This is a genomic window from Streptomyces sp. NPDC088400, from assembly GCF_044753355.1.
Classification (GTDB): domain Bacteria; phylum Actinomycetota; class Actinomycetes; order Streptomycetales; family Streptomycetaceae; genus Streptomyces.
Genome location: NZ_JBIVMZ010000005.1, coordinates 328,071 through 346,501, shown reverse-complemented (window position 1 = coordinate 346,501; position 18,431 = coordinate 328,071). Strand labels below are relative to the sequence as shown.

General features: G+C 68.3%; 20 protein-coding genes. 11 read left to right on the top strand and 9 right to left on the bottom strand.

Going from position 1 to position 18,431, the window contains the following annotated elements; all coding sequences use genetic code 11:
• Positions 1-25: 25 nt before the first annotated feature.
• A complete protein-coding gene (locus ACIQD6_RS15665) occupies positions 26-1,513 on the top strand; it encodes a YibE/F family protein (protein ID WP_401882474.1) in 1,488 nt (495 codons plus the stop codon).
• A 117-nt stretch (positions 1,514-1,630) separates the two neighbouring features.
• Here ACIQD6_RS15665 and ACIQD6_RS15660 read toward each other — a convergent pair whose 3' ends face one another.
• The 4 genes from ACIQD6_RS15660 to ACIQD6_RS15645 form a co-directional block, all read right to left on the bottom strand.
• Positions 1,631-2,065 carry an SsgA family sporulation/cell division regulator gene (locus tag ACIQD6_RS15660; RefSeq protein WP_401882471.1) on the bottom strand — a complete coding sequence of 145 codons (435 nt, stop codon included), beginning with the start codon at positions 2,063-2,065 and terminating at the stop codon, positions 1,631-1,633.
• Between the two features lie 102 nt (positions 2,066-2,167).
• On the bottom strand, positions 2,168-2,905 hold the full coding sequence (locus ACIQD6_RS15655) for an IclR family transcriptional regulator (protein WP_401882468.1): 738 nt from the start codon (positions 2,903-2,905) through the stop codon (positions 2,168-2,170).
• 318 nt (positions 2,906-3,223) lie between these two features.
• Positions 3,224-3,442, bottom strand: coding sequence for a DUF5326 family protein (locus ACIQD6_RS15650; protein WP_401882465.1), 219 nt, complete (start codon positions 3,440-3,442; stop codon positions 3,224-3,226).
• A gap of 137 nt (positions 3,443-3,579) precedes the next feature.
• Positions 3,580-3,897 carry a cupin domain-containing protein gene (locus ACIQD6_RS15645; protein WP_401882462.1) on the bottom strand — a complete coding sequence of 106 codons (318 nt, stop codon included), beginning with the start codon at positions 3,895-3,897 and terminating at the stop codon, positions 3,580-3,582.
• Between the two features lie 14 nt (positions 3,898-3,911).
• Between ACIQD6_RS15645 and ACIQD6_RS15640 the strand changes: the two genes are divergently transcribed.
• The 5 genes from ACIQD6_RS15640 to ACIQD6_RS15620 all read left to right on the top strand — a co-directional run bounded on the left by ACIQD6_RS15640 (position 3,912) and on the right by ACIQD6_RS15620 (position 7,589).
• Positions 3,912-4,292 carry a phage holin family protein gene (locus tag ACIQD6_RS15640; RefSeq protein WP_401882459.1) on the top strand — a complete coding sequence of 127 codons (381 nt, stop codon included), beginning with the start codon at positions 3,912-3,914 and terminating at the stop codon, positions 4,290-4,292.
• Positions 4,293-4,299: 7 nt separating this feature from the next.
• Positions 4,300-4,848, top strand: coding sequence for a low molecular weight protein-tyrosine-phosphatase (locus tag ACIQD6_RS15635; protein WP_401882456.1), 549 nt, complete (start codon positions 4,300-4,302; stop codon positions 4,846-4,848).
• Entirely contained in the window at positions 4,845-5,966 is a 1,122-nt protein-coding gene (locus ACIQD6_RS15630; RefSeq protein WP_401882453.1) for a cystathionine gamma-lyase, read from the top strand. Before ACIQD6_RS15635 ends, ACIQD6_RS15630 begins: the two co-directional genes overlap by 4 nt.
• Before the next feature lie 197 nt (positions 5,967-6,163).
• Complete coding sequence (locus tag ACIQD6_RS15625; protein WP_401882450.1) at positions 6,164-7,057, top strand: LysR family transcriptional regulator; 894 nt, start codon at positions 6,164-6,166, stop codon at positions 7,055-7,057.
• 52 nt (positions 7,058-7,109) lie between these two features.
• Positions 7,110-7,589: an NUDIX domain-containing protein gene (locus ACIQD6_RS15620; RefSeq protein WP_401882447.1), complete on the top strand. Its 480-nt coding sequence runs from the start codon at positions 7,110-7,112 to the stop codon at positions 7,587-7,589.
• 63 nt (positions 7,590-7,652) lie between these two features.
• On the opposite strand, the gene ACIQD6_RS15615 is transcribed toward ACIQD6_RS15620, so the two are convergent.
• Positions 7,653-9,596 (bottom strand): globin domain-containing protein, encoded by a 1,944-nt coding sequence (locus ACIQD6_RS15615; RefSeq protein ID WP_401882444.1) that lies wholly within the window; start codon positions 9,594-9,596, stop codon positions 7,653-7,655.
• A gap of 295 nt (positions 9,597-9,891) precedes the next feature.
• Positions 9,892-10,533, bottom strand: coding sequence for an HAD family hydrolase (locus ACIQD6_RS15610; protein WP_401882441.1), 642 nt, complete (start codon positions 10,531-10,533; stop codon positions 9,892-9,894).
• A 183-nt stretch (positions 10,534-10,716) separates the two neighbouring features.
• On the opposite strand from ACIQD6_RS15610, the gene ACIQD6_RS15605 reads away from it, so the two are divergent.
• Both ACIQD6_RS15605 and ACIQD6_RS15600 read left to right on the top strand, forming a co-directional pair.
• The gene (locus tag ACIQD6_RS15605) at positions 10,717-11,649 is read left to right on the top strand and encodes a GNAT family N-acetyltransferase (protein ID WP_401882438.1); all 933 of its coding nucleotides are present in this window, start codon (positions 10,717-10,719) and stop codon (positions 11,647-11,649) included.
• A gap of 47 nt (positions 11,650-11,696) precedes the next feature.
• The gene (locus ACIQD6_RS15600; protein WP_401882435.1) at positions 11,697-12,149 is read left to right on the top strand and encodes a GNAT family N-acetyltransferase; all 453 of its coding nucleotides are present in this window, start codon (positions 11,697-11,699) and stop codon (positions 12,147-12,149) included.
• 111 nt (positions 12,150-12,260) lie between these two features.
• Here the strand turns inward: ACIQD6_RS15600 and ACIQD6_RS15595 are convergent, their stop codons facing one another.
• Both ACIQD6_RS15595 and ACIQD6_RS15590 read right to left on the bottom strand, forming a co-directional pair.
• A complete protein-coding gene (locus ACIQD6_RS15595; protein ID WP_401882433.1) occupies positions 12,261-13,643 on the bottom strand; it encodes a serine hydrolase domain-containing protein in 1,383 nt (460 codons plus the stop codon).
• A 221-nt stretch (positions 13,644-13,864) separates the two neighbouring features.
• The gene (locus ACIQD6_RS15590) at positions 13,865-14,767 is read right to left on the bottom strand and encodes a LysR family transcriptional regulator (RefSeq protein ID WP_401882432.1); all 903 of its coding nucleotides are present in this window, start codon (positions 14,765-14,767) and stop codon (positions 13,865-13,867) included.
• Between the two features lie 95 nt (positions 14,768-14,862).
• Here ACIQD6_RS15590 and ACIQD6_RS15585 point away from each other — a divergent pair, with 95 nt between their 5' ends.
• A complete protein-coding gene (locus tag ACIQD6_RS15585) occupies positions 14,863-16,020 on the top strand; it encodes a nuclear transport factor 2 family protein (protein ID WP_401882429.1) in 1,158 nt (385 codons plus the stop codon).
• A 133-nt stretch (positions 16,021-16,153) separates the two neighbouring features.
• On the opposite strand, the gene ACIQD6_RS15580 is transcribed toward ACIQD6_RS15585, so the two are convergent.
• A complete protein-coding gene (locus ACIQD6_RS15580; protein ID WP_401882426.1) occupies positions 16,154-16,555 on the bottom strand; it encodes a hypothetical protein in 402 nt (133 codons plus the stop codon).
• A gap of 393 nt (positions 16,556-16,948) precedes the next feature.
• Between ACIQD6_RS15580 and ACIQD6_RS15575 the strand changes: the two genes are divergently transcribed.
• Together ACIQD6_RS15575 and ACIQD6_RS15570 are read left to right on the top strand one after the other, a co-directional pair.
• Entirely contained in the window at positions 16,949-17,515 is a 567-nt protein-coding gene (locus ACIQD6_RS15575) for a dihydrofolate reductase family protein (RefSeq protein ID WP_401882423.1), read from the top strand.
• A 396-nt stretch (positions 17,516-17,911) separates the two neighbouring features.
• A complete protein-coding gene (locus ACIQD6_RS15570) occupies positions 17,912-18,157 on the top strand; it encodes a hypothetical protein (protein ID WP_401882420.1) in 246 nt (81 codons plus the stop codon).
• Positions 18,158-18,431 lie beyond the last annotated feature (274 nt).

Genomic DNA, 18,431 nt, shown 5'->3' with positions numbered 1-18,431 from the left:
TGAGCTTTCTTGCGATGATCGGTCGGTGACCCCACCACAGCAGTCCCACGAACCGCATGGCCATTCGCACAGCCATGGACCCGCCGCCCCGGTCTCCCAGCACCTTCGCAAAGTCATCGCGGCGATCCTGATTCCTTTCGCGGTCGCCGTGGTGGTCGGGCTCGCCGTGCTCTGGCCGGGGGGTGCGCCGTCGCACGAGCGCACCGGTGTCGGCTTCGACCGGCAGACGGAGCAGGGACGGGTGGTGCAGCTGGAACAGGTCGACTGCAAGGACGTGAATGCGTCCCAGGTGCCGTCGACCGGTGACACCTCGACGCCTCAGGGACGTGAGGCACAGCAGGCGGAGACCGGGAAGTGCAAGAAGGCGACGATCGAGGTCACGACCGGCAAGGACAAGGGGCGGACCTTCCTCGAGGTCGTCCAGCCGGACGCGCCTCGGCAGTTTCACGTGAAACAAGGCGTTGTGGTGGCCTACGCCCCCGACGCTCCCCGTGATCTTCAGTACTCCGTGACTGACGTGAACCGTAAGTTGCCCATGGCCCTGCTGGCCGGGATCTTCGCGCTCGCGGTGGTCGTGGTGGGACGGATGCGCGGTGTCATGGCGCTCGTCGCACTCGCCGTCTCGTTCGCGGTGCTGACCCTGTTCATCCTGCCCGCGATTCTGCAAGGCTCGAATCCGCTGATCGTGGCGGTGGTCGGGGCCAGCGCGATCATGCTGATCGCGCTCTATATGTGCCACGGTCTGACGGCTCGTACCTCCGTCGCGGTTCTCGGCACACTGATCTCGCTGCTGCTGATCGGGCTGCTGGGGTCGCTCTTCATCGGCTGGGCGAGTCTGAGCGGCAACACCGATGACAACACCGGTCTGATCCATGGCCTCTATCCCGAGATCGACATGAGCGGCCTGCTGCTGGCAGGAGTCATCATCGGCTCGCTCGGCGTCCTCGACGACGTGACGGTGACGCAGACATCGGCGGTCTGGGAGCTGCGCCAGGCGGACCCGTCGATGGGCTCGCGCGCTCTGTACCGGGCAGCCATCCGGATCGGCCGGGACCACATCGCCTCAGTGGTCAATACGCTCGTCCTCGCCTACGCGGGTGCGGCGCTGCCACTGTTGCTGCTCTTCTCGATCGCGCAGTCGAGCATGGGTACCGTCGCCAACAGCGAGCTGGTGGCGGAGGAGATCGTCCGAACGCTGGTGGGCTCGATCGGCCTGGTCGCTTCGGTGCCGGTGACCACGGCGCTGGCGGCACTGGTGGTCTCCGCCGACCGGTCGGCGCCGGGAAGCCGGACCCCGGCCGTGCCGTCCCCCGGCCCGGAGCCGGCAGGCCCGGGGACCACGACACATGGGACCGCGGGGCATGGTGCCGCAGGGCATGGGACCGCTGGACCAGTGCCCGCGGCTCCGACACCAGGCCCGAGGCCGGCGGAGCCGGAGACGGTCTCCTCGTCGTCAACGCAGAACACACCGGTACGCGGGCTCGGCGGCAGCGGCCGACGCCGTAAGAAGTAGCCCGCACGGCCCGGCGGCCCACGGCGGAAGGTCCCGTACGGGCTCAGGAACGGTCGGGGTGACATGCGGACGGGCCCGAGCGGTATGTACCGCTCGGGCCCGTCCGCATCTCTCGTTTCAGCCGGCGTTCTCCTCGGCGAGAATGCGACCGAGTTCCTCCTCCAGGTTTCCCTCGAAGTCTCCGAGGGTGCGCTCCTGACCGAGCGGGACCAGTCGGTCCGTACGGTCGAGGAAGGCCACAAGCGGCGCGGCACTCACCCGGAACAGTGCGTGATCGTCGCCGACCTGGAGCCGGATATGAACATCGGAGAGATCTTCGGGCGCGGTCGGGGCGATATGCACATCGCCGTCCCCGCTGGGCGTATTGATGCCGTCAAGCAGCAGCTCGCGCCCGAAGGTCCAGGTGACAGGGGCGTCGCCGGGCAGATGGAAGGTCATCCGCACGGCGTAGGGATCCCCCATCTCATAGTGGAGTTCCACCGGGATCCGGAACGAGAGCTCCTCGGAGACGAGGAAGCTCATCAGGACCTCGGCCTGGACCGACTCGCGCATCGTGCACTCCGGAGTAGATGAAGCATTGGCTGGGAATGATCCCCGTTGACCCTCTTGACGCAATCGTCCTGTACGCGCTAGCGGATCACAAGGAGTAGTTTTTCAGATACTGATAGAGAAGGTTAGCGAGCTCAGGAGCGATCCAATCTCTCTGCGTAACCAATGGATCGCCGGAAGTAGCCGCTCCTGCTGATGGAAGGGTACAGAAATGGCCATAGCGGCCGCCGTGGAGCCGACCGTGATGGGTACGGCCGCGCAGACCGTGCCCAGTACATACTCCTGACGCTCCACGACCGGCTCTATCCGCCCCAGGGAGCCGATGCGCTCCAGCAGGGCGCTCCGGTCCGGCACGGAGTAGGGCGTGAGCGGGCGGACGGGATGGCGGTCCAGGTGATCGCGGCGGGCTTCCTCGTCGAGCTGGCTCAGCAGGCACTGCCCGATGGCATGGGCGTGGGCCGTCTCCCGAAGGTCGGCCCATTCGGTGACGGCGGGAGCCGCGGGGCTGTCGGCCATGGAAATGAGTTCGATCTCGCCCTCGCGGTAGACCGCGAAGTAGACGGGGGCTCCGAGCGCGTCCCGCCAGCGGCCCATCGAGTCGGCGATTTTGTTGCGACCGTTGCGTGCGATTTCACAGTGGGCGAGTCGCTGCACCTCGTCACCGAGTACGAAAACGCCTCTCTCCCGGCGGAGATAGCCCTCATGCGTCAGAGTGCGCAGCAGGTGGTAGGCGGTGGGGAGATGGAGTCCGGTCTCACGCGCGAGCTGTTTCGCGGGCGCTCCGTCCGGATGGGAGCCCGCCGACTCCAACAGGCGCAGAGCCCGCTGCACCGAACCGATCAAGGTAGGAGCCGCGGTGGGTGGAGCTGTGGCCAAAGGTCACCCCCAGGCGTGCTGACGGGCGAACGCCCGCCCGCGGGGGCCGCCCCCGCGCGCCACCGCACTCCTGGGGGACCAAGGGACCGGAGGAACCTGAGCGGACCCGAGGAACCCTGAGGTCCCGCCCAAAAAGATCGCACAAACCAATGGTCCGGGCGATCGTCGATGCTGCTTTCCCAGGGTGCGGCAGAGATTTGCCACTCTAGGGGCAGGTCAGGGCCAGGGTTGGTTTCCCGTTCACCTTTCCCCCGGGCGGGCTAATAGGCGTACGGGCTGTCTGCCCTACCAGTCACCGCGTGAGGACGAGGACGACATGAACTTCCGTACGACGTAGATCAGTCCGCCGACCAGAGCCACCAGAAGCAGCAGCTTGAACACCACTCCCACCAGGAACGTCAGCACGCTCATGATCAGTCCGCCGAACAGGACGATGGCGATCGCGGGCACCGCGATCCACTTCACCCACCAGGGCAACCCCGTGAATATCTCCCGAACCGCCATCGTCGTTACCTCGCTTCGCCCAGTGCCGCACGTATCTGCCGTACGCCCTCGATGCTAGAGGCGCGGCGGCGGCCACGGGGGCCTCGTATCCCTTGATCTCCCCTGATCCGACCCTGAGACGGAGCTGAGGGGCACCGTCAGCTCTCGGGCGGAGAGAAGACGACCATCACCCGCAGATCCTCCGTGATGTGGTGGAACTTGTGCGCCACTCCGGCGGGTACGTAGACGACGCTGCCCCTGCCGACCTGCGTCGTCTCCATCCCGACCGTGATCGAGGCCCGGCCGCTCACGACGAAGTACACCTCGTCCTGCCGGTGCGGCTGCTGCGGGTCGGTCTCGCCCGCGTCGAGGGCGTACAGGCCCACAGACATGGTGTGTTCCCGCACAAACTGCAGATACGCACCGTTGTTGGCGGCACGCTCCGCCTCCAGCTCGTCCAGTCGGAATGCCTTCATGCCACGATCAGACCATGAAGAATTTCGTAGTCAAGACACTGGCCAACGCGATAGCCCTGGCGGTGGCGATCTGGCTGATCGCGGACATCACGCTGACCGGCGGCACCACCGGCAAGAAGGCCCTCACGCTGGTGCTCGTGGCCCTGATCTTCGGCCTGGTGAACTTCATCGTCAAGCCGGTCGTGAAGCTGCTGACGCTGCCCTTGTTCATCCTCACACTCGGGCTGATCACGTTGGTGGTCAACGCCCTGATGCTGCTGCTGACCTCGTGGCTCGCGGACACACTGGATCTGAGCTTCCACGTGGACGGCTTCTGGGCGGCGGTGCTCGGTGGCCTGATCATCTCGATCGTGTCGTGGGCGCTGAACGTCGTGCTCCCCGACGACAAGGACTGACCGCCGCATGAGTTCCGCGTACCGCGTCTGCTTCGTCTGCACGGGCAACATCTGCCGCTCGCCCATCGCCGAGGCCGTCTTCCGCGCACGGCTGACGGAGGCCGGGCTGGACGGCCGGGTCGAGGTGGACAGCGCCGGCACCGACGGCTGGCACGAGGGGGACGGCGCCGATCCGCGCGCCCTGTCCGTTCTGAACGCGCACGGCTACTCGAGCGACCACTCCGCACGGCGGTTCCGCGCCTCATGGTTTCCGCTCCTCGACCTGGTGATCGCGCTGGACGAAGGCCATCTGCGGGAGCTGCGGCGACTGGCGCCGACGCCCGAGGCCGCCGCGAAAGTACGGCTGCTGCGCTCCTACGACCCCGCCGTGCGGCCGCTCGACGACCCGTCGGACACGCGGTCCGGCGCCTGGCCCGCGGGCCGGTCCGGCGAACTCGGGGTGCCCGATCCGTATTACGGCGGTATGGCCGGATTCGAGGAGTGCCTGGAGATGGTGGAGGCGGCGAGCGACGGGCTCCTCGCCACCGTACGGGACGCGATCGAGGAGGCCGCATGACCATCGGAGACGGCACGCGAGCGGTACGGGCCGGGCTGCCCGACCCGGTGAAGTACGAACCGACCCTGCCCGGACCGGTCTTCGCCGCCCACTTCCATCTGCCGGGCGAACCGACGGGCCCGTACACCTACGGCCGGGACGAGAACCCGACCTGGACCCATCTGGAACGGGCCATCGGCGAGCTGGAATCACCGGGGGAGCCGGTCGAGACCGTTGCCTTCGCCTCCGGAATGGCCGCGATCTCCGCGGTCCTCTTCTCCCAGCTGCGAGCCGGCGACGCGGTCGTCCTCCCGAACGACGGGTACCAGGCCCTGCCGCTGCTGCGGGAGCGTCTTGAGGCGTACGGCGTGGAGGTGCGGACCGCGCCGACCGGGGACGACGCCCAACTGCGGGTCCTGGACGGGGCCCGGCTGCTCTGGATCGAGACACCGTCCAACCCCGGGCTCGATGTCTGTGACGTACGGCGTCTGGTCCGCGAGGCACATGCCGCCGGCGCCCTGGTCGCTGTCGACAACACGCTCGCCACGCCGCTCGGCCAGCGGCCGCTGGAGCTGGGCGCGGACTTCTCCGTGGCCAGTGACACCAAGGGGATGACGGGCCACGGCGATATCCTGCTCGGCCATGTGACCAGCGGCGATCCCGAACTGGCGGCGGGCGTACGGCGCTGGCGCAAGGTCGTCGGGGCGATTCCGGGGCCGATGGAGGCCTGGCTCGCGCACCGCTCGCTGGCCACGCTCCAACTGCGCGTCGACCGGCAGTGCGCGACCGCCCTGACGCTGGCCCGCGCGCTGGAGGAACGCGACGAGGTGAGCGGGCTGCGCTACCCCGGCCTGCCCGGCGACCCTTCGTACCGCGTCGCCTCGCGGCAGATGCGGCGCTTCGGCTCCGTGGTGTCCTTCGTACTCCCCGACCGGGACCGGGCCGAGCGTTTCCTGGACGGGCTCCGGCTGGTGGACGACGCGACGAGCTTCGGCGGCGTACGGTCCACGGCGGAGCGGCGCGGACGGTGGGGCGGCGACGCCGTGCCGGAAGGCTTCATCCGGTTCTCCGTCGGAGCCGAGGACCCCGAGGACCTGGTCGCGGACGTGTTGCGCGCCTTGGACGAGGCAGCTCGCTGAACTGAATACGGGCGGTCCGAGCCTCCCCCCTCGTGGCTCGGGCCGCCCCTGGTTCCACGCGCGGAGAACCATTTGCCCAAGGCTAGTTGACTCTGCGTCAGTGTCCAATCACAGTAGCGACAGCAACCTATCGACTTATTTATAGTTAACGGTCCGGAGTTGCCTCGGGGGCAAGGTTCGAGACGGGAGAGCGGGACGTGGACCTGGCTCTGCTGCGTACCTTCGTCACCGTGCACCGTGCCGGCTCCTTCACCCGCGCCGCGGCGCTGCTGGGCCTCTCCCAGCCCGCGGTGACCGGACAGATCAGAACCCTGGAGCGGCAGCTGGGCCGCCCGCTCTTCCTGCGTCAGGCCCGTGGCGTCACCCCCACGACGATCGGCGACGAACTGGCTCACCGGGCCGCGCCCCACCTCGACGCGCTGATCGAGATCGCCGAGACCGGGCTCGACGAGGATTCCGGCGTACGGACACTCCACCTGGCCGGGCCGCCGGAGTTCACCTCCCTGCGCGCGCTTCCCGCGCTCACCCCGCTCATCGCCCAGGGGCTCGCGCTGCGCACGTCGTTCTTCGGCAATGCCGAGGAAACCCTGGAAGGACTGGCCGCCGGACATCATGATCTGGCCATCGCGACGGCCCGGCCACGCGGCGGACTGCTGACCGCGACTCCGCTCTGCGACGAGGAACACGTACTGGTCGCGGCGCCCCGCTGGGCCGCGCGGCTGGGGCACAACGTGCTGCGCGAGGGGCATGTGGTGCTGGAGCAACTGCCGGTGGTGGAAGTGCACGAGTCCCTGCCGCTCGTCTCCCGCTACTGGTCCGCCGTCTTCGACTCCCGTCCGGCCGCCGCCGGGACCGTCATCGCCCCCGATCTGCGGGCCGTCCTGGAGTGCGCGACAGCGGGCGCCGGACTGGCCGTACTGCCCCGTTATCTCTGTGAAGGGGCGCTGGAGCGCGGAGAAGTGGTCGCGTTACTCGATCCGCCGGTGCCCCCGTTGCGCACCTACTTCCTGGTCGTACGCACCGGAACCCTCTCCCTGCCGCCGGTCGCGCGGGCGCACGAGTGGCTGCTGCGTGCTGCGGTGGACTGGTGACAGCAGGGCCGGCGGTAGTTTCAGAACGGCTGTCACGGGCGAACCTCTTCCCATGACCGAACGGCCCGTGGTCAAGCGCACCGCACGCGCCATCCTGCTCGACGGCGACGACTTGATCCTGATCAAACGCACCAAACCCGGAGTGGATCCCTACTGGCTCACTCCGGGCGGCGGGGTCGAGTCGTCGGACGCCACCGTCGTGGACGCCCTCCACCGTGAAGTGGACGAGGAACTCGGCGCCAAGATCCTCGATGTGGTGCCCTGCTTCGTCGACACCGTGGAGCACATCGCCGACGGCGGGGTGACCGGCGTGAAGGTGCAGCATTTCTTCGTCTGCCGGCTGGAGTCGATGGACGCCTCGCTGCGGCACGGCCCCGAGATCGAGGAGCCGTGCGGCGAGTACGAGATCGTCCGGGTGCCGTTCAGCCGGGTCGGGATCGCCGCCGTCCATCTCGTACCGCTGTCGCTGCGGCATTACCTGGACGGCAACATCGAGGGTGTACGGGCCATGCACGCGCCCGACCTGGGCTGACCTGGCCGGTTCCGCACCGACCGGCACCGGGCAGGACCCGGGCCGGGGCCTGGACGGCCGGTTCTAGTCGGCCGCCACCAGGGCGTCGAGGGAGTCGTGACGGATCCGCTCGAGCGGGATACCGGCGACCTTGAGCGCGTCGAGGCTGTTGCGGATCATCCCGGGTGGACCGGACAGATACGCGTCGAACTCATGCCAGGGACCGTGGTCGCGCACTGTCTCGGGAAGCTGTCCCGTGAGGCCCTGACTGGGCCCCTCGGCGACCACCGAGCGTACCGAGAGCCAGGGATGCGCGCTCTGGAGCCGCAGCATGGTCTCGATGTCGTACAGGTCCTGGTCGCTGCGCGCGCCGTAGAAGACCTCCACCCGGCGCCTGTGTCCGTGCTCGGCGACATCTTCGACGAGCGCCTTGATCGGCGCGATGCCGGTGCCTCCGCCCAGACAGAGCAGGCCGCTGTCCGTACTGTGGTCGACGGTCATGGAGCCGGCCGGAGGACCGAGGCGCAGGATGTCGCCGGGGCGGGCGTGGTGAACCAGCGCGTTGGAGACCCAGCCGGCCGGAACCGCCTTGACGTGGAAGGCCAGCAGACCGTCGGGGCGGGGCGCCGAGGCGAAGGAGTAGTGCCGCCAGACGCGCGGCCACCACGGCGTCTCCACGCTCGTGTACTGCCCGGCGAGGAACGAGTACGGCTGGTCCGGGCGGACCGTGACCACGGCGATGTCGGGGGTCCGCAGTTCGTGCGAGACCACCTCGGCCTGCCACCAGGCCGGGGCGTACTGCTCGTTCTCGGCCGCCGCGTCGATCATGATCTGCGAGATGGTCGTGTACGTCCTGACCCAGGCGCCCTCCGTCTCGTCGTCCCAGGTCGTGGTGGCGTAGCGGGTCAGGGCGCCGATGAGGGCCTCTCCGACGGCCGGGTAGTGCGTGGCCTGGGTGCCGTACTTACGGTGTCCACGGCCCAACTGGCGGAGGTAGTCCGTGAGGACGGCCGGGGAGTCCATGTGCTCGGCCGCGGTGAGCAGCGCCTTGAGGAGCCGGTCGCGCTGGGTGTCCATGGCGACGGGGAAGAGGCTGCGCAGATCGGGGTGCCGGACGAAGAGCAGCGCGTAGAAGTAGGAGGTCAGCTGGTCGGAGACGGGGGCGATCTCGGCCAGCGTGCGGCGGACGAGGATCGCGTCGGGGGACGCGTCGCGGTCCTCGGCGGAGGCGGCGGCTGCGGGCGGAATGACCGCGGACGGCTGCGGGGCCGGAGACCCGGCGGGAGGAGCTGCGGCCGCGGGAGGCGGAGCAGGAGCCGCGGGAGGCGGGGCCGGGGCTTCGGGAGGCAGTGCGGAAGCCGGAGCTTCAGGGGGCAGTGCGGCCGATACCGGAGCCTCCGGCGGCAGCGACGCGGCGGCAGGAGGCTGTACGAAGCCGGACTCCGCGGGCTCGGATCGTTCGGCGCCGGGCCGCGTGAAGAAGTCGGACTGTACGGACTCCGGTCGCGCGTCGGCGGACCGTACAGCGGCCTCCGTGGCGGCCCCGGAGACCGGACCGCCGGCGCCGTCCGTCATCCCGTCGGGGCCGTCGTGAACCAGCGGGTGAGGAGCCGGCCCGTCCCCGTCACGGAAGCCCTTGTTGCGCGGCCGGAAGGCATCCGGGACGTCGTCCACCGGCGCCGGCTGCTGGAGGCCGCCAGGACGCGCGTCGTGCCCTTCTGAGCCCTCGTGCCGAGTCGGTACGGAGCGACCTACCGGGCGTATGGAGGCAAGCGAGCGGCTCGGGACGGGTATTCGCCCCCGGTCCGGCGCGTCCGCCGCATCGTCGGTCGTCGCGGAGTCCGGCTGGGGCTCCGTACGCCCCCCGGTGCGTGGCGCCTTGCGGGGAGCGAACCAGCCACCCCCTCCGGTGTCGTTGGAAGAGCGGCTGGAAGTGCGGTTGTTTCCGGAAGGGCTGTCGTCCCCGGAAGTGCCGTTCTCGGCCGACGTGGTGGTCGGAGCGTCCATGGTGTGCCTCGCCTCGAACATCTTTCGGTCGGTCTGCGCACTTCCGCTACCCGGAATGCGCTAGCAATTCCCCGCTCTGACTAGGACTGTTGGCAGTCCACATTAACCTCCGCCATACCCCCAATTCGGGCATGAGGTGGAGGAGTGTGACATTGTCCGCAGTTCCGGCCGTCGCAGCATGACAGAGCACGTCGTCGCATGGGACAAAGAGCGTGAAGTCCGGCCATCGGCACCGGATTTACCGTTACGCTGCATTGCTCCCGCACTCATCCGCCGACTCCGACCGCGTTTCCCACGACACCCTCGCGTCAGCGTATTACTGCTGGAGGCAGACCAGTTCATAGGCCTCACGCAGATCGCCTCCCGCGTACGCGTGCGTGGCCAGCCCCGCCAGATGGTGATCCGCATTCACTGCCACCGCCCTGGGCACCGCGGCGAAGATCTCCGCGTCCGACATGGAATCACCATAGGCAACACAGTCGTCCAGACCTACCCCGAACTCTGCACACAGCCGGTTCGCGATCTTCACCTTCGCTGCCGGGTTGAGAATGCCCGTCCGGTCGATCGGCTCGGTGAAAGGCAGAACCGGCCAGCGGGAACCGTGGGCGGCATGCGCGCCCCAGTCCAGCAGCCGCGAGACAAAAAAGTCGGGCGAGAGGGAGATAACGGCACAGTAATCCCCTTGCTTCCGGATATCCGCCCAGACCTCACGGATGCCGGTGAGCCACGGCGCACCCTCGAAGGCCGCCGATACCTCCACCGTGGTGAGTTCCGCCCACAACTCCCGGGCACGGACTGCGAACTCGTCCGCAGCCAGCCCTCTGGCCGCGAAGTCCCGTTCCAGCTCGGCGATTTCGGCACTCAGTCCCAGCTGCCGAGAGATCTCCACGGCAGCGGCGGAACCGCGAATAAGTGTTCCGTCGAGGTCGAAGAGATGCAGTCTGCGTGCGCTCGCCATGTAAGCGGAGATTAGTACGTGTGACTGATCCCCGTCGACAGAAGGGCGTCGGACGACCGAAGAGTGAGCCTTGTTTCACGTGAAACCTCGCGTTTCACGTGAAACAACCCGTGCCCCGACCATCTCCTCCGCTCACCGGAAAGGAATGGACGAACGGCCGTCGGCTCCGCCAGCCTGATCCGCATGCCGACACCACACACCACCCTCCCCATCCGGCGCCTGACCATGGCAGACGTCGCATCCTGCGCGGACCTCGCCGAGGACCGAGGCTGGGCTCGCGAGGAGCCCAGGTGGCGCTTCCTGCTGGCGGCCGGCGCCGGATACGGCATCACGGAACCGGAAGGCGAAGGACTGGCCGCCACCTGCGTGGTCAGTTCGTACGGACCGCTCCACGAGCCCTCTTACGGCCCCGCCGGCTCCACCAGCTCCACCGGCGATGACCGCCCCGGTCCCCCGCGCGGCCGGGGCCTTGTGGCCGTCGGCATGTTGCTCGTCGCCGGGCGACATGCCCGGCAGGGCCTCGGGCGACGGCTGATGACCCATGTACTGCATGAGGCGGGAGACACCCCGCTCGCTCTCTATGCCACATCGTACGGCCGACCGCTCTACCAGCAGCTCGGATTCACCGACGCCGGCGGCGTGGAGAGGGTACGGGGGCACTTCCGCTCCCCGGACCGCGCGCCGCGGGTGACGACCCGGCCCGCGACCGCACAGGACCTGCCGGCCCTTGTACGCCTGGATGCCGAAGTCTTGGGAGTGGACCGCACCCATATGATCGCGCGACTTCCCAGCTCTACAGACCGCATCAGGGTCGCGGAGGAAGGCTCCACGATCACCGGATTCGCGGCGGCCTGGTCCACTCCGGAAGCGGAAGCCGTCGGCCCGCTGATCGCCCGGGACACGGAGACCGCGAAAGCCCTGCTCTCTTCGCTGGCCACGTGCTCGGACCGCCCGACGCGGGTGGACATCGACACACGCCACAAGGAACTGCTGAACTGGGTGAAGGAGCACGGCCTGGAGACGAACGTCCTCACGACGGTGATGGTCCATGGCATCCCGGACCTGCCGGGTGACCGGACCCGGAGTTTCGCGCCACTGAGCCTGGCGACGGGCTGACCAGCACACTCCCGCGAAGCCGCGACTCCGGGCATAGTCTGCGGATCATGAGCGATCTGGAGATACGGTCGGCGGCCCCCGGTGACATCCCGGCCATTGTGGCGATGCTTGCGGACGACCCGCTGGGCGCGCAAAGGGAGTCGCCGGACGACGTCGCTCCGTACATGGCGGCATATGAGCGCCTGGCCCACGACCCGAACCAGCATGTAATGGTGGGCGTTCGCGCGGGCCGGGTGGTCGGCACGCTCCAGCTGACGGTCATCCCCGGACTGTCGCGGCGCGGCGCCACCCGCTCGATCATCGAGGCCGTACGCATCCACGCCGATGAGCGCGGTGGTGGGCTCGGCACCGCGCTCATCGAATGGGCGGTCGATGAATCCCGGCGCCAGGGTTGCCAACTGGTCCAGCTGACCTCCGACGCCAGCCGTACGGACGCTCATCGCTTCTACGAACGGCTGGGCTTCACCGCCTCCCATGTGGGCTTCAAGCTGTCGCTCTGACCCGAGGATTCAGCCGTGCACCAGGTGAAGCCCGGGTCACGCCTCGCTTCCGTGCCTCGCTGGAGCGGGAGTTCCCGGCCTCACCTGTTTCACGTGAAACGTCCGGCGGCCTCACGACGCCGAGCCGCGCCAGCCTCCCTCATCCACACCGCCGGGCACATCTGCCTCCGGGTCGTACGGCTCACGGGTAAATACAAACGACCCGAGGTCGAGATGGTCCACCGAGCCGTCCGGTCGGCGCACCACACGCAAAGTCTCCCCCGCGTAGTAGCCGTCGAGGCCTGTCCAGGTGTCATCCGGCTCAACGACAAAGCGGGATCCGCGTCCGCTTCCGCGCAGCGGGTGCAATTCCAAGCCTCGGTCCGCAGCGAGCTTCAGTCCGAAGGGATGCGTGCCCCAGTACCAGGGCCCGGTAAGGCCCAGCAGCGCTTGGTCGACGTCGGGCAGAGGACGCCATGGAGCGGGGATTCGCGGTTCGGCATCCGCCACGATGCCGAGGAGATCGGCGGCGACCGCCCCGATCGGTGGTCCTGAAGTGGCGTTGGCGAGCGCCACCGCGGCCACCCCGTCCTCCACGCTCACCCACAGACAGGCGACAAAGCCGGGCAGCGACCCCGTATGCCCGGCCAAGATCCGGCCACCCTGGGCGGCGAATTGCACGCCGAGCCCGTAGCCCCCGTCCCACTGTCCGGCCTCCGGCGGCACGGACGGCGTCCGCAACTCCGCCACGGACGCGGCGCTCAGCACCGTGTCATGGCCCTCCGCAAGAAAGACGGCGAAGCGGCAGAGGTCAGCGGCAGTCGACCAGAGCTGGCCGGCCGGCGCCATCAGCCCGAGATCCACGGAAGGCTCGGGCAGGAGCACATCGGCCCAGGGATGCACGGCCCAGCCCTCGGCATATGGAGCGACAGGCGTCAGAGTCGTACGGCCCATGGACAGCGGCTCAAGAATCTCGCGCCGTAGCACCTCCCCCCAAGAGCTGCCGCGTACCGCCTCGATGAGCGAACCGAGGACGGTGTAGCCAGGGTTGGAGTAGTGGTGACGCCGTCCTGCGGGGTGCGGTACGGGCCGCTCCCCGAGGACATCGGCGAGTCCCTGGCGGAGCGTGCCCGGAGTCCGTTCCCACCAGGGCGCGGGGGCCTCGGCGCTCAGACCTCCCGTGTGGTCGAGGAGTTGGGAAATGGTGACGTCACCGACCCCGGTGCCCGGGAGGTGTCGCTCCAGAGGGTCATTGAGGTCGAGGAGCCCTTCGTCGCGCAGCCGCATCACCAGAACGGCGGTGAAGGTCTTGGTGATCGACCCGATGCGGTACTGCGTGTCGGCGTCCGGAGCATTCCCGTCGGCGGAACTCCGGGAGCCTGACCACACCAACCGCCCCTCGCGTGCCACCGCCGCGACCAGTGACGGCGTACGTCCTTCGGTCTGTGCGCGGGCGATGCGGTGCAGCAAGGCGCGGCGTGTGCTGGGCAGCAGTTCTTCCAAAGGCGAAGTCATGTATCACATCTACCGGTGCCGCCCCGCCGAGTCGACTTCATTTCGCGGAGCGCCGAAGCGCCGGCCCCAACACGGCCAAGAGTCCGCCGACTCAGCCGTTTCGGCTTCTGTGGCAGTGAGCCCAGTCGTGCGGCGTGAGCACGTTGGGGGCCTGAACAGCCGTGGCGGACGGGACTGTGCCGTACGTCGAACTGCGAGGGGCAATGCGATCAGAGGGCTTGTCACGGACTCCCGCAAGCAACCGACGCGAAGGCTGTCGCAAGCTGGTCGAGCAAGGGCGCCGCGGAGGGGTGGAGGTCACGGCGTAGTGCGAGCGTGTAGATGCCGCGGGTCGGGGGATCGACGAGGGCCACGGTGGTGACGTCGGCCCGCAACGCGCACGTCAGCGCCCCGGGTATCAGCGCGATGGCATGACCGGTTGCAACCAGGGCCAGCTTGCCGGGGAGATCGGCCGCGGTCAGGTCAATGCGGGCGCTGACTCCGGCTCGGGCTGCGTGCTGGCGCAGCAGCGCCGCGGAGCCGTCGTTGTCCTCGACCCAGATCTGGTCGGCCAACGCATCCATGTGCACCGGGCCGCGCCCGACCTGCGGATGGCCGAGGGGTAGAACGACAACCATCTTGTCCAGCCCGAGGAACCGGCTTTCGACCAGTGGTTCTTGGGGCAGTCCTGGTGGGGCATCAGTGACGACAGCGATGTCGAGATCGCCGGCGACCACGCGGCTGTGCAGCTGGGCGCTCAGGCCGGGCAGCAGGCTCCACCGGACGGACCCGGCCCGCTCCAGCAGACCCCGGATGGCCGCAGGGACGATTCCCGCGGCAAGCGAGGGTGTCGCACCGATGGCCAACGGCCGGTCGAACGCACCGTCACGCACGTCGCGTACGGCGCGAACGGCGCGGTCGGCCTCGTTAAGCACGACCAGGGCGTGGCGATGGAACACCTCGCCGGCCGGTGTGGGGCGCACTCCACGCGCATGGCGCTCCAACAGAGCCACACCGAGCTGCTGCTCCAGCCCGGCGATCTGACGGGAAACGGCCGACTGCGTGTGATGAAGCTCGGCGGCCGCCGCCGACAGCGACCCGAGTCGGCACACGGTCACGAAGGTCCGCCACACAGCCAGTTCCATGGCGCCAGTATGGCCACGAGGTATGCGAATCCCGCAGGGCAGTCCTGCGGGATATGCGCTTGTCGCAGTCATAGCGGTGCACGACTCTGGCACGCATGACCACACCGCACACCATTGCCGTCCTCGGCCTGGGGCGCATGGGCGACGCGATCGCGACACGACTGGCTGCCCAGGGCCGGGATGTCGTCGGCTGGACCCGCTCCGGGCGTACTTCAGGCACAGTCAGGACAACCGTCGATCCGAGCGATGCCGTGGCGAAGGCTGACCTCGTGCTCCTGGCGTTGTTCGACGGCGCGGCCTGCCAGCAGGTCCTCGACGACGTCCGCGACTCGCTACGAACGGACACGATGGTGCTGAATACCAGCACCATCGCCCCCGCCCAGGCATCGAAACTGGCCCAGCAACTCGGCCACCGCTACATCCACGCGCCCGTGCTCGGCTCTGTGCCGGCTGCCGTCGCCGGCGCGCTGCAGATTCTCGCCGCCGCTGACCTGGACGTGCTCGATCGAGCCCGACCGGTTCTGGAAACGCTGGGCACCGTGCGGCGCGTGGATGACGCCCCCACCGCCGCTGCGCTCAAGCTGATCGCCAACAACAACCTCGCCGGCGCCCTCCTCGCGCTGCGCGACTCGCTGCAGCAAGCCGACGCTCTCGTCCTGCCCCGCGCCCAGGTACTGGACATCCTCGAACTCGGCCAGCTCGGCGGGCTCGTGGCCCGAAAACGAACCTTCCTCACCGGCCAATCGGCTACTGGCACGGCCGAATTCACAATCGGCGCGCTGATCAAGGACATGGCTCTGCTGGCCGACGCATCCAACACCCCTCTGCGCAGCGCAGCTCATCTGGCCAACAGTCCTGCCGCCCCTGAAGCCGACATCGCCGTTGCCGCCACGGCCCCCGCCGTGGAAGACGCTGTGCTCGAACCTCTTCGCGCCTACATCCGCGGACACGCCACCGGCGACCCCACCCACTTCCGCGACGCGTTCCTGCCCACTGCCCACATCGAGGGAATCCGGAACGGCGCATTCGTCTCGTGGCGCCTGGACGAATACTGCGCTCTCTTCCCCGGATGGCCGGCACCGGACGAACCGACCCGCTCCCGCCGCATCGACGCCGTCGACGTCCACGGCACCGTCGCGACCGCGACCATGACACTCGCGCACAGCCCGGACACGTTCACCGACGTCTTCCTGCTGGTCCGGGCCGACGACACCTGGCATATCGCCAACAAGGCTTATCACCGACACACCTGACACACCTGAGAGCGCGAGAAGCGATGCTCGCACTGGTCGACGCCGCCTTTTGCTTCGGATCCATGAAGCCTTGACGGACCTTTGCGAGCAACCGCCGTGCGCCCTCCTACTCGACGACGAAAGAGGGTAAACGCTACGCGTTCCCCGCATTGGTGTACTTGTCCAGTTCGCGCATCGCTTCGGCGTGGGCACTCATCCGGATACTCACACTGCCGCTCGTGAAGAGCGCCACACCAACGACCGACACCGGCACGGACAGCGCGAGCACAGCCAGGACCTCAGGCCAGTCACGTTCGTCCTGACACCAATCTCCCCTTTGCAGACCGTCGTTGGCCGTACCACGTTCGGTCAACAACCGTGACTCGCACTCCGCGGGGTAGCGGTCGTCGGGCTCCTCATCGACCGTGTACGGCGTGAGCAGCAACAGGGCACACCATGTCCACTGGAGCGTCGCCACAGCCAACAGACCGATACCCCAGGCGCGTATTCGCCCGGCCCTGTCGCGGAAATCGAGGTCGTACTCACGTGATCGCATGGCCGACGAATCTAGCAGCGGGTTCTCGCAGCGTGGCGGGCCCGCCAGGCCCATCCCTGAGCCGTCTCACGTGATGTTGTCCCTGCGTGCGAACCGAACAAGGTCGCTGAGCCCCTGCACAAGGTGTAGGGGCTCGCCGCTCGTGACATGTCGATCTTGCGTGACCTGGGCGTTCTTGGCTGTCTCACGGCCTTGTCACCCATGACCAGTCTCAAAACCGTGGCATTTCCTCGCGAGGGCGAGGTCGAGATCAGGTGGCTTGCGCGTGTCGGCCGAGCACACCACGCTGAGCCCCGAGCACGAGGGCTGCTGGCGAGCCCGGATCGCGCACCGATGAGTTTCCCGCGCCGCGCTGGTCTATTCGCCGGACCCCCAAGGACAGAAGGCTGAGCCATGCGGAAACTGATCTACGGCATGAACCTGACCCTGGACGGCTACATCGCCGCGGCCGGCGACGACATCGGCTGGAGCGGACCGCCGAGCGACGAGCTGTTCCAGTGGTGGCTCGACCACGAGCGGGCGAGTGGCCTGTCGCTGTACGGGCGGAAGCTGTGGGAGACGATGAGTTCCTACTGGCCGACCGGCGACCAGCAGCCGGGCGCCACCCCGGCGGAGATCGAGTTCGCGCGGAACTGGCGGGACACGCCGAAGGTGGTGTTCTCCTCGACGATCGGCAAGGTCGACTGGAACACCCGCCTGGTCACCGGCGACGCGATCTCCGAGATCACCCGGCTCAAGGCCGAGGACGGCGGCCCGATGAACATCGGCGGTGCGACGCTCGCCGGGGCGGCCATGCGCGCCAGGCTGATCGACGAGTACGTGATCGCCGCCCATCCGGTCCTGGTGGGCGGCGGCACGCCGTTCTTCACCGCGCTGGACAGCTGGGTGAACCTGGCCCTGGTGGAGACGCGGACGTTTCCCGGCAGCGTGGTCCTGACCAGGTACGAGACGAGGCGCTGAGCAGCAGGACCCATGCGCTGGTCTCACGGGCCGTGGCCTGCGGTTCTTCTGGTTGTCTCAGGTCGCGTCGCTGAGGTGCTGTCTCAGGGACGTGTCAGTTCCTCAGTAGGGGTCGGGGTCGTGCCAGTGGGAGGGGTCGGGCAGAGCAAGGGCTCCGGCCAGCTTGTGATAACCCCGTAACAAAGGATCTTGAGCCCTTGAAGCGTCATTCGAGCGTGTGGTGGGGTTCAGGTGTCCGAAAAGATCTTGGAGCGCGACGCGGCGCTTCGCCGCGGCCGGACACGACTCCGGCCGACTGCGTGGCCGGTCCGCCAGCCGCGCTCCGCGAGTAGCGGGCCCGTGCGCCGCAGAGGCGCACACGCACCACTGCACGTATGCACGTAAAGGAGAGAAAACATGCGCAAGTTCCAGCGCGCAGCAGTCGCCGCCGCCGGCATCCTGGCCTTCTCCGGCCTGGCCGTCGGAGCCGCCCAGGCCGCCGACCTCCCCTATGTTGAAACGCAGGGCGACGCTGCGACGGACTGCTTCACCAAGGAGACCCAGCGGGGGATGGACCAGGGAGCGGGTCGCCACGTCACGATCGTCCACTGCGAACGCGATCCCCAGAACCCGGGCAGCATGTTCGTCTTCTACCGGGGCTGAGTCGCGAGGCGGGTCACCTCCGGCCCTCTCCACCAAGGCCACAGTCTCCTTGGCTGCGCGCACATCGGAGAACCGGACGCCGCACCCGCACCGGACGTTCCGTCACCGGGCAACATGAAAGGCGGCTCCTCCGCCCCCGTGCAGGGGGCGGAGGAGCCGCCTTCATGTTGCCCGGTGACGGCGATGGTCGGATGGTGGGCGACGGCCACGGCACGCACGTCGAGAGCGCTGAGATTATGAAGCTGGATTTGAGACCCTGCAAAAGTGTAGGTTC

Excerpts from the sequence above, each read along its gene's own strand:
- ACIQD6_RS15635 (WP_401882456.1), top strand. The coding sequence starts at position 4,300 with ATGAGTTCCGCGTACCGCGTCTGCTTCGTCTGCACGGGCAACATCTGC.
- ACIQD6_RS15620 (WP_401882447.1), top strand. The coding sequence starts at position 7,110 with ATGACCGAACGGCCCGTGGTCAAGCGCACCGCACGCGCCATCCTGCTC.
- ACIQD6_RS15645 (WP_401882462.1), bottom strand. The coding sequence starts at position 3,897 with ATGAAGGCATTCCGACTGGACGAGCTGGAGGCGGAGCGTGCCGCCAAC.
- ACIQD6_RS15640 (WP_401882459.1), top strand. The coding sequence starts at position 3,912 with ATGAAGAATTTCGTAGTCAAGACACTGGCCAACGCGATAGCCCTGGCG.
- ACIQD6_RS15650 (WP_401882465.1), bottom strand. The coding sequence starts at position 3,442 with ATGGCGGTTCGGGAGATATTCACGGGGTTGCCCTGGTGGGTGAAGTGG.
- ACIQD6_RS15630 (WP_401882453.1), top strand. The coding sequence starts at position 4,845 with ATGACCATCGGAGACGGCACGCGAGCGGTACGGGCCGGGCTGCCCGAC.
- ACIQD6_RS15660 (WP_401882471.1), bottom strand. The coding sequence starts at position 2,065 with ATGCGCGAGTCGGTCCAGGCCGAGGTCCTGATGAGCTTCCTCGTCTCC.
- ACIQD6_RS15605 (WP_401882438.1), top strand. The coding sequence starts at position 10,717 with ATGCCGACACCACACACCACCCTCCCCATCCGGCGCCTGACCATGGCA.
- ACIQD6_RS15585 (WP_401882429.1), top strand. The coding sequence starts at position 14,863 with ATGACCACACCGCACACCATTGCCGTCCTCGGCCTGGGGCGCATGGGC.
- ACIQD6_RS15610 (WP_401882441.1), bottom strand. The coding sequence starts at position 10,533 with ATGGCGAGCGCACGCAGACTGCATCTCTTCGACCTCGACGGAACACTT.
- ACIQD6_RS15590 (WP_401882432.1), bottom strand. The coding sequence starts at position 14,767 with ATGGAACTGGCTGTGTGGCGGACCTTCGTGACCGTGTGCCGACTCGGG.
- ACIQD6_RS15600 (WP_401882435.1), top strand. The coding sequence starts at position 11,697 with ATGAGCGATCTGGAGATACGGTCGGCGGCCCCCGGTGACATCCCGGCC.
- ACIQD6_RS15595 (WP_401882433.1), bottom strand. The coding sequence starts at position 13,643 with ATGACTTCGCCTTTGGAAGAACTGCTGCCCAGCACACGCCGCGCCTTG.
- ACIQD6_RS15575 (WP_401882423.1), top strand. The coding sequence starts at position 16,949 with ATGCGGAAACTGATCTACGGCATGAACCTGACCCTGGACGGCTACATC.
- ACIQD6_RS15580 (WP_401882426.1), bottom strand. The coding sequence starts at position 16,555 with ATGCGATCACGTGAGTACGACCTCGATTTCCGCGACAGGGCCGGGCGA.
- ACIQD6_RS15570 (WP_401882420.1), top strand. The coding sequence starts at position 17,912 with ATGCGCAAGTTCCAGCGCGCAGCAGTCGCCGCCGCCGGCATCCTGGCC.
- ACIQD6_RS15615 (WP_401882444.1), bottom strand. The coding sequence starts at position 9,596 with ATGTTCGAGGCGAGGCACACCATGGACGCTCCGACCACCACGTCGGCC.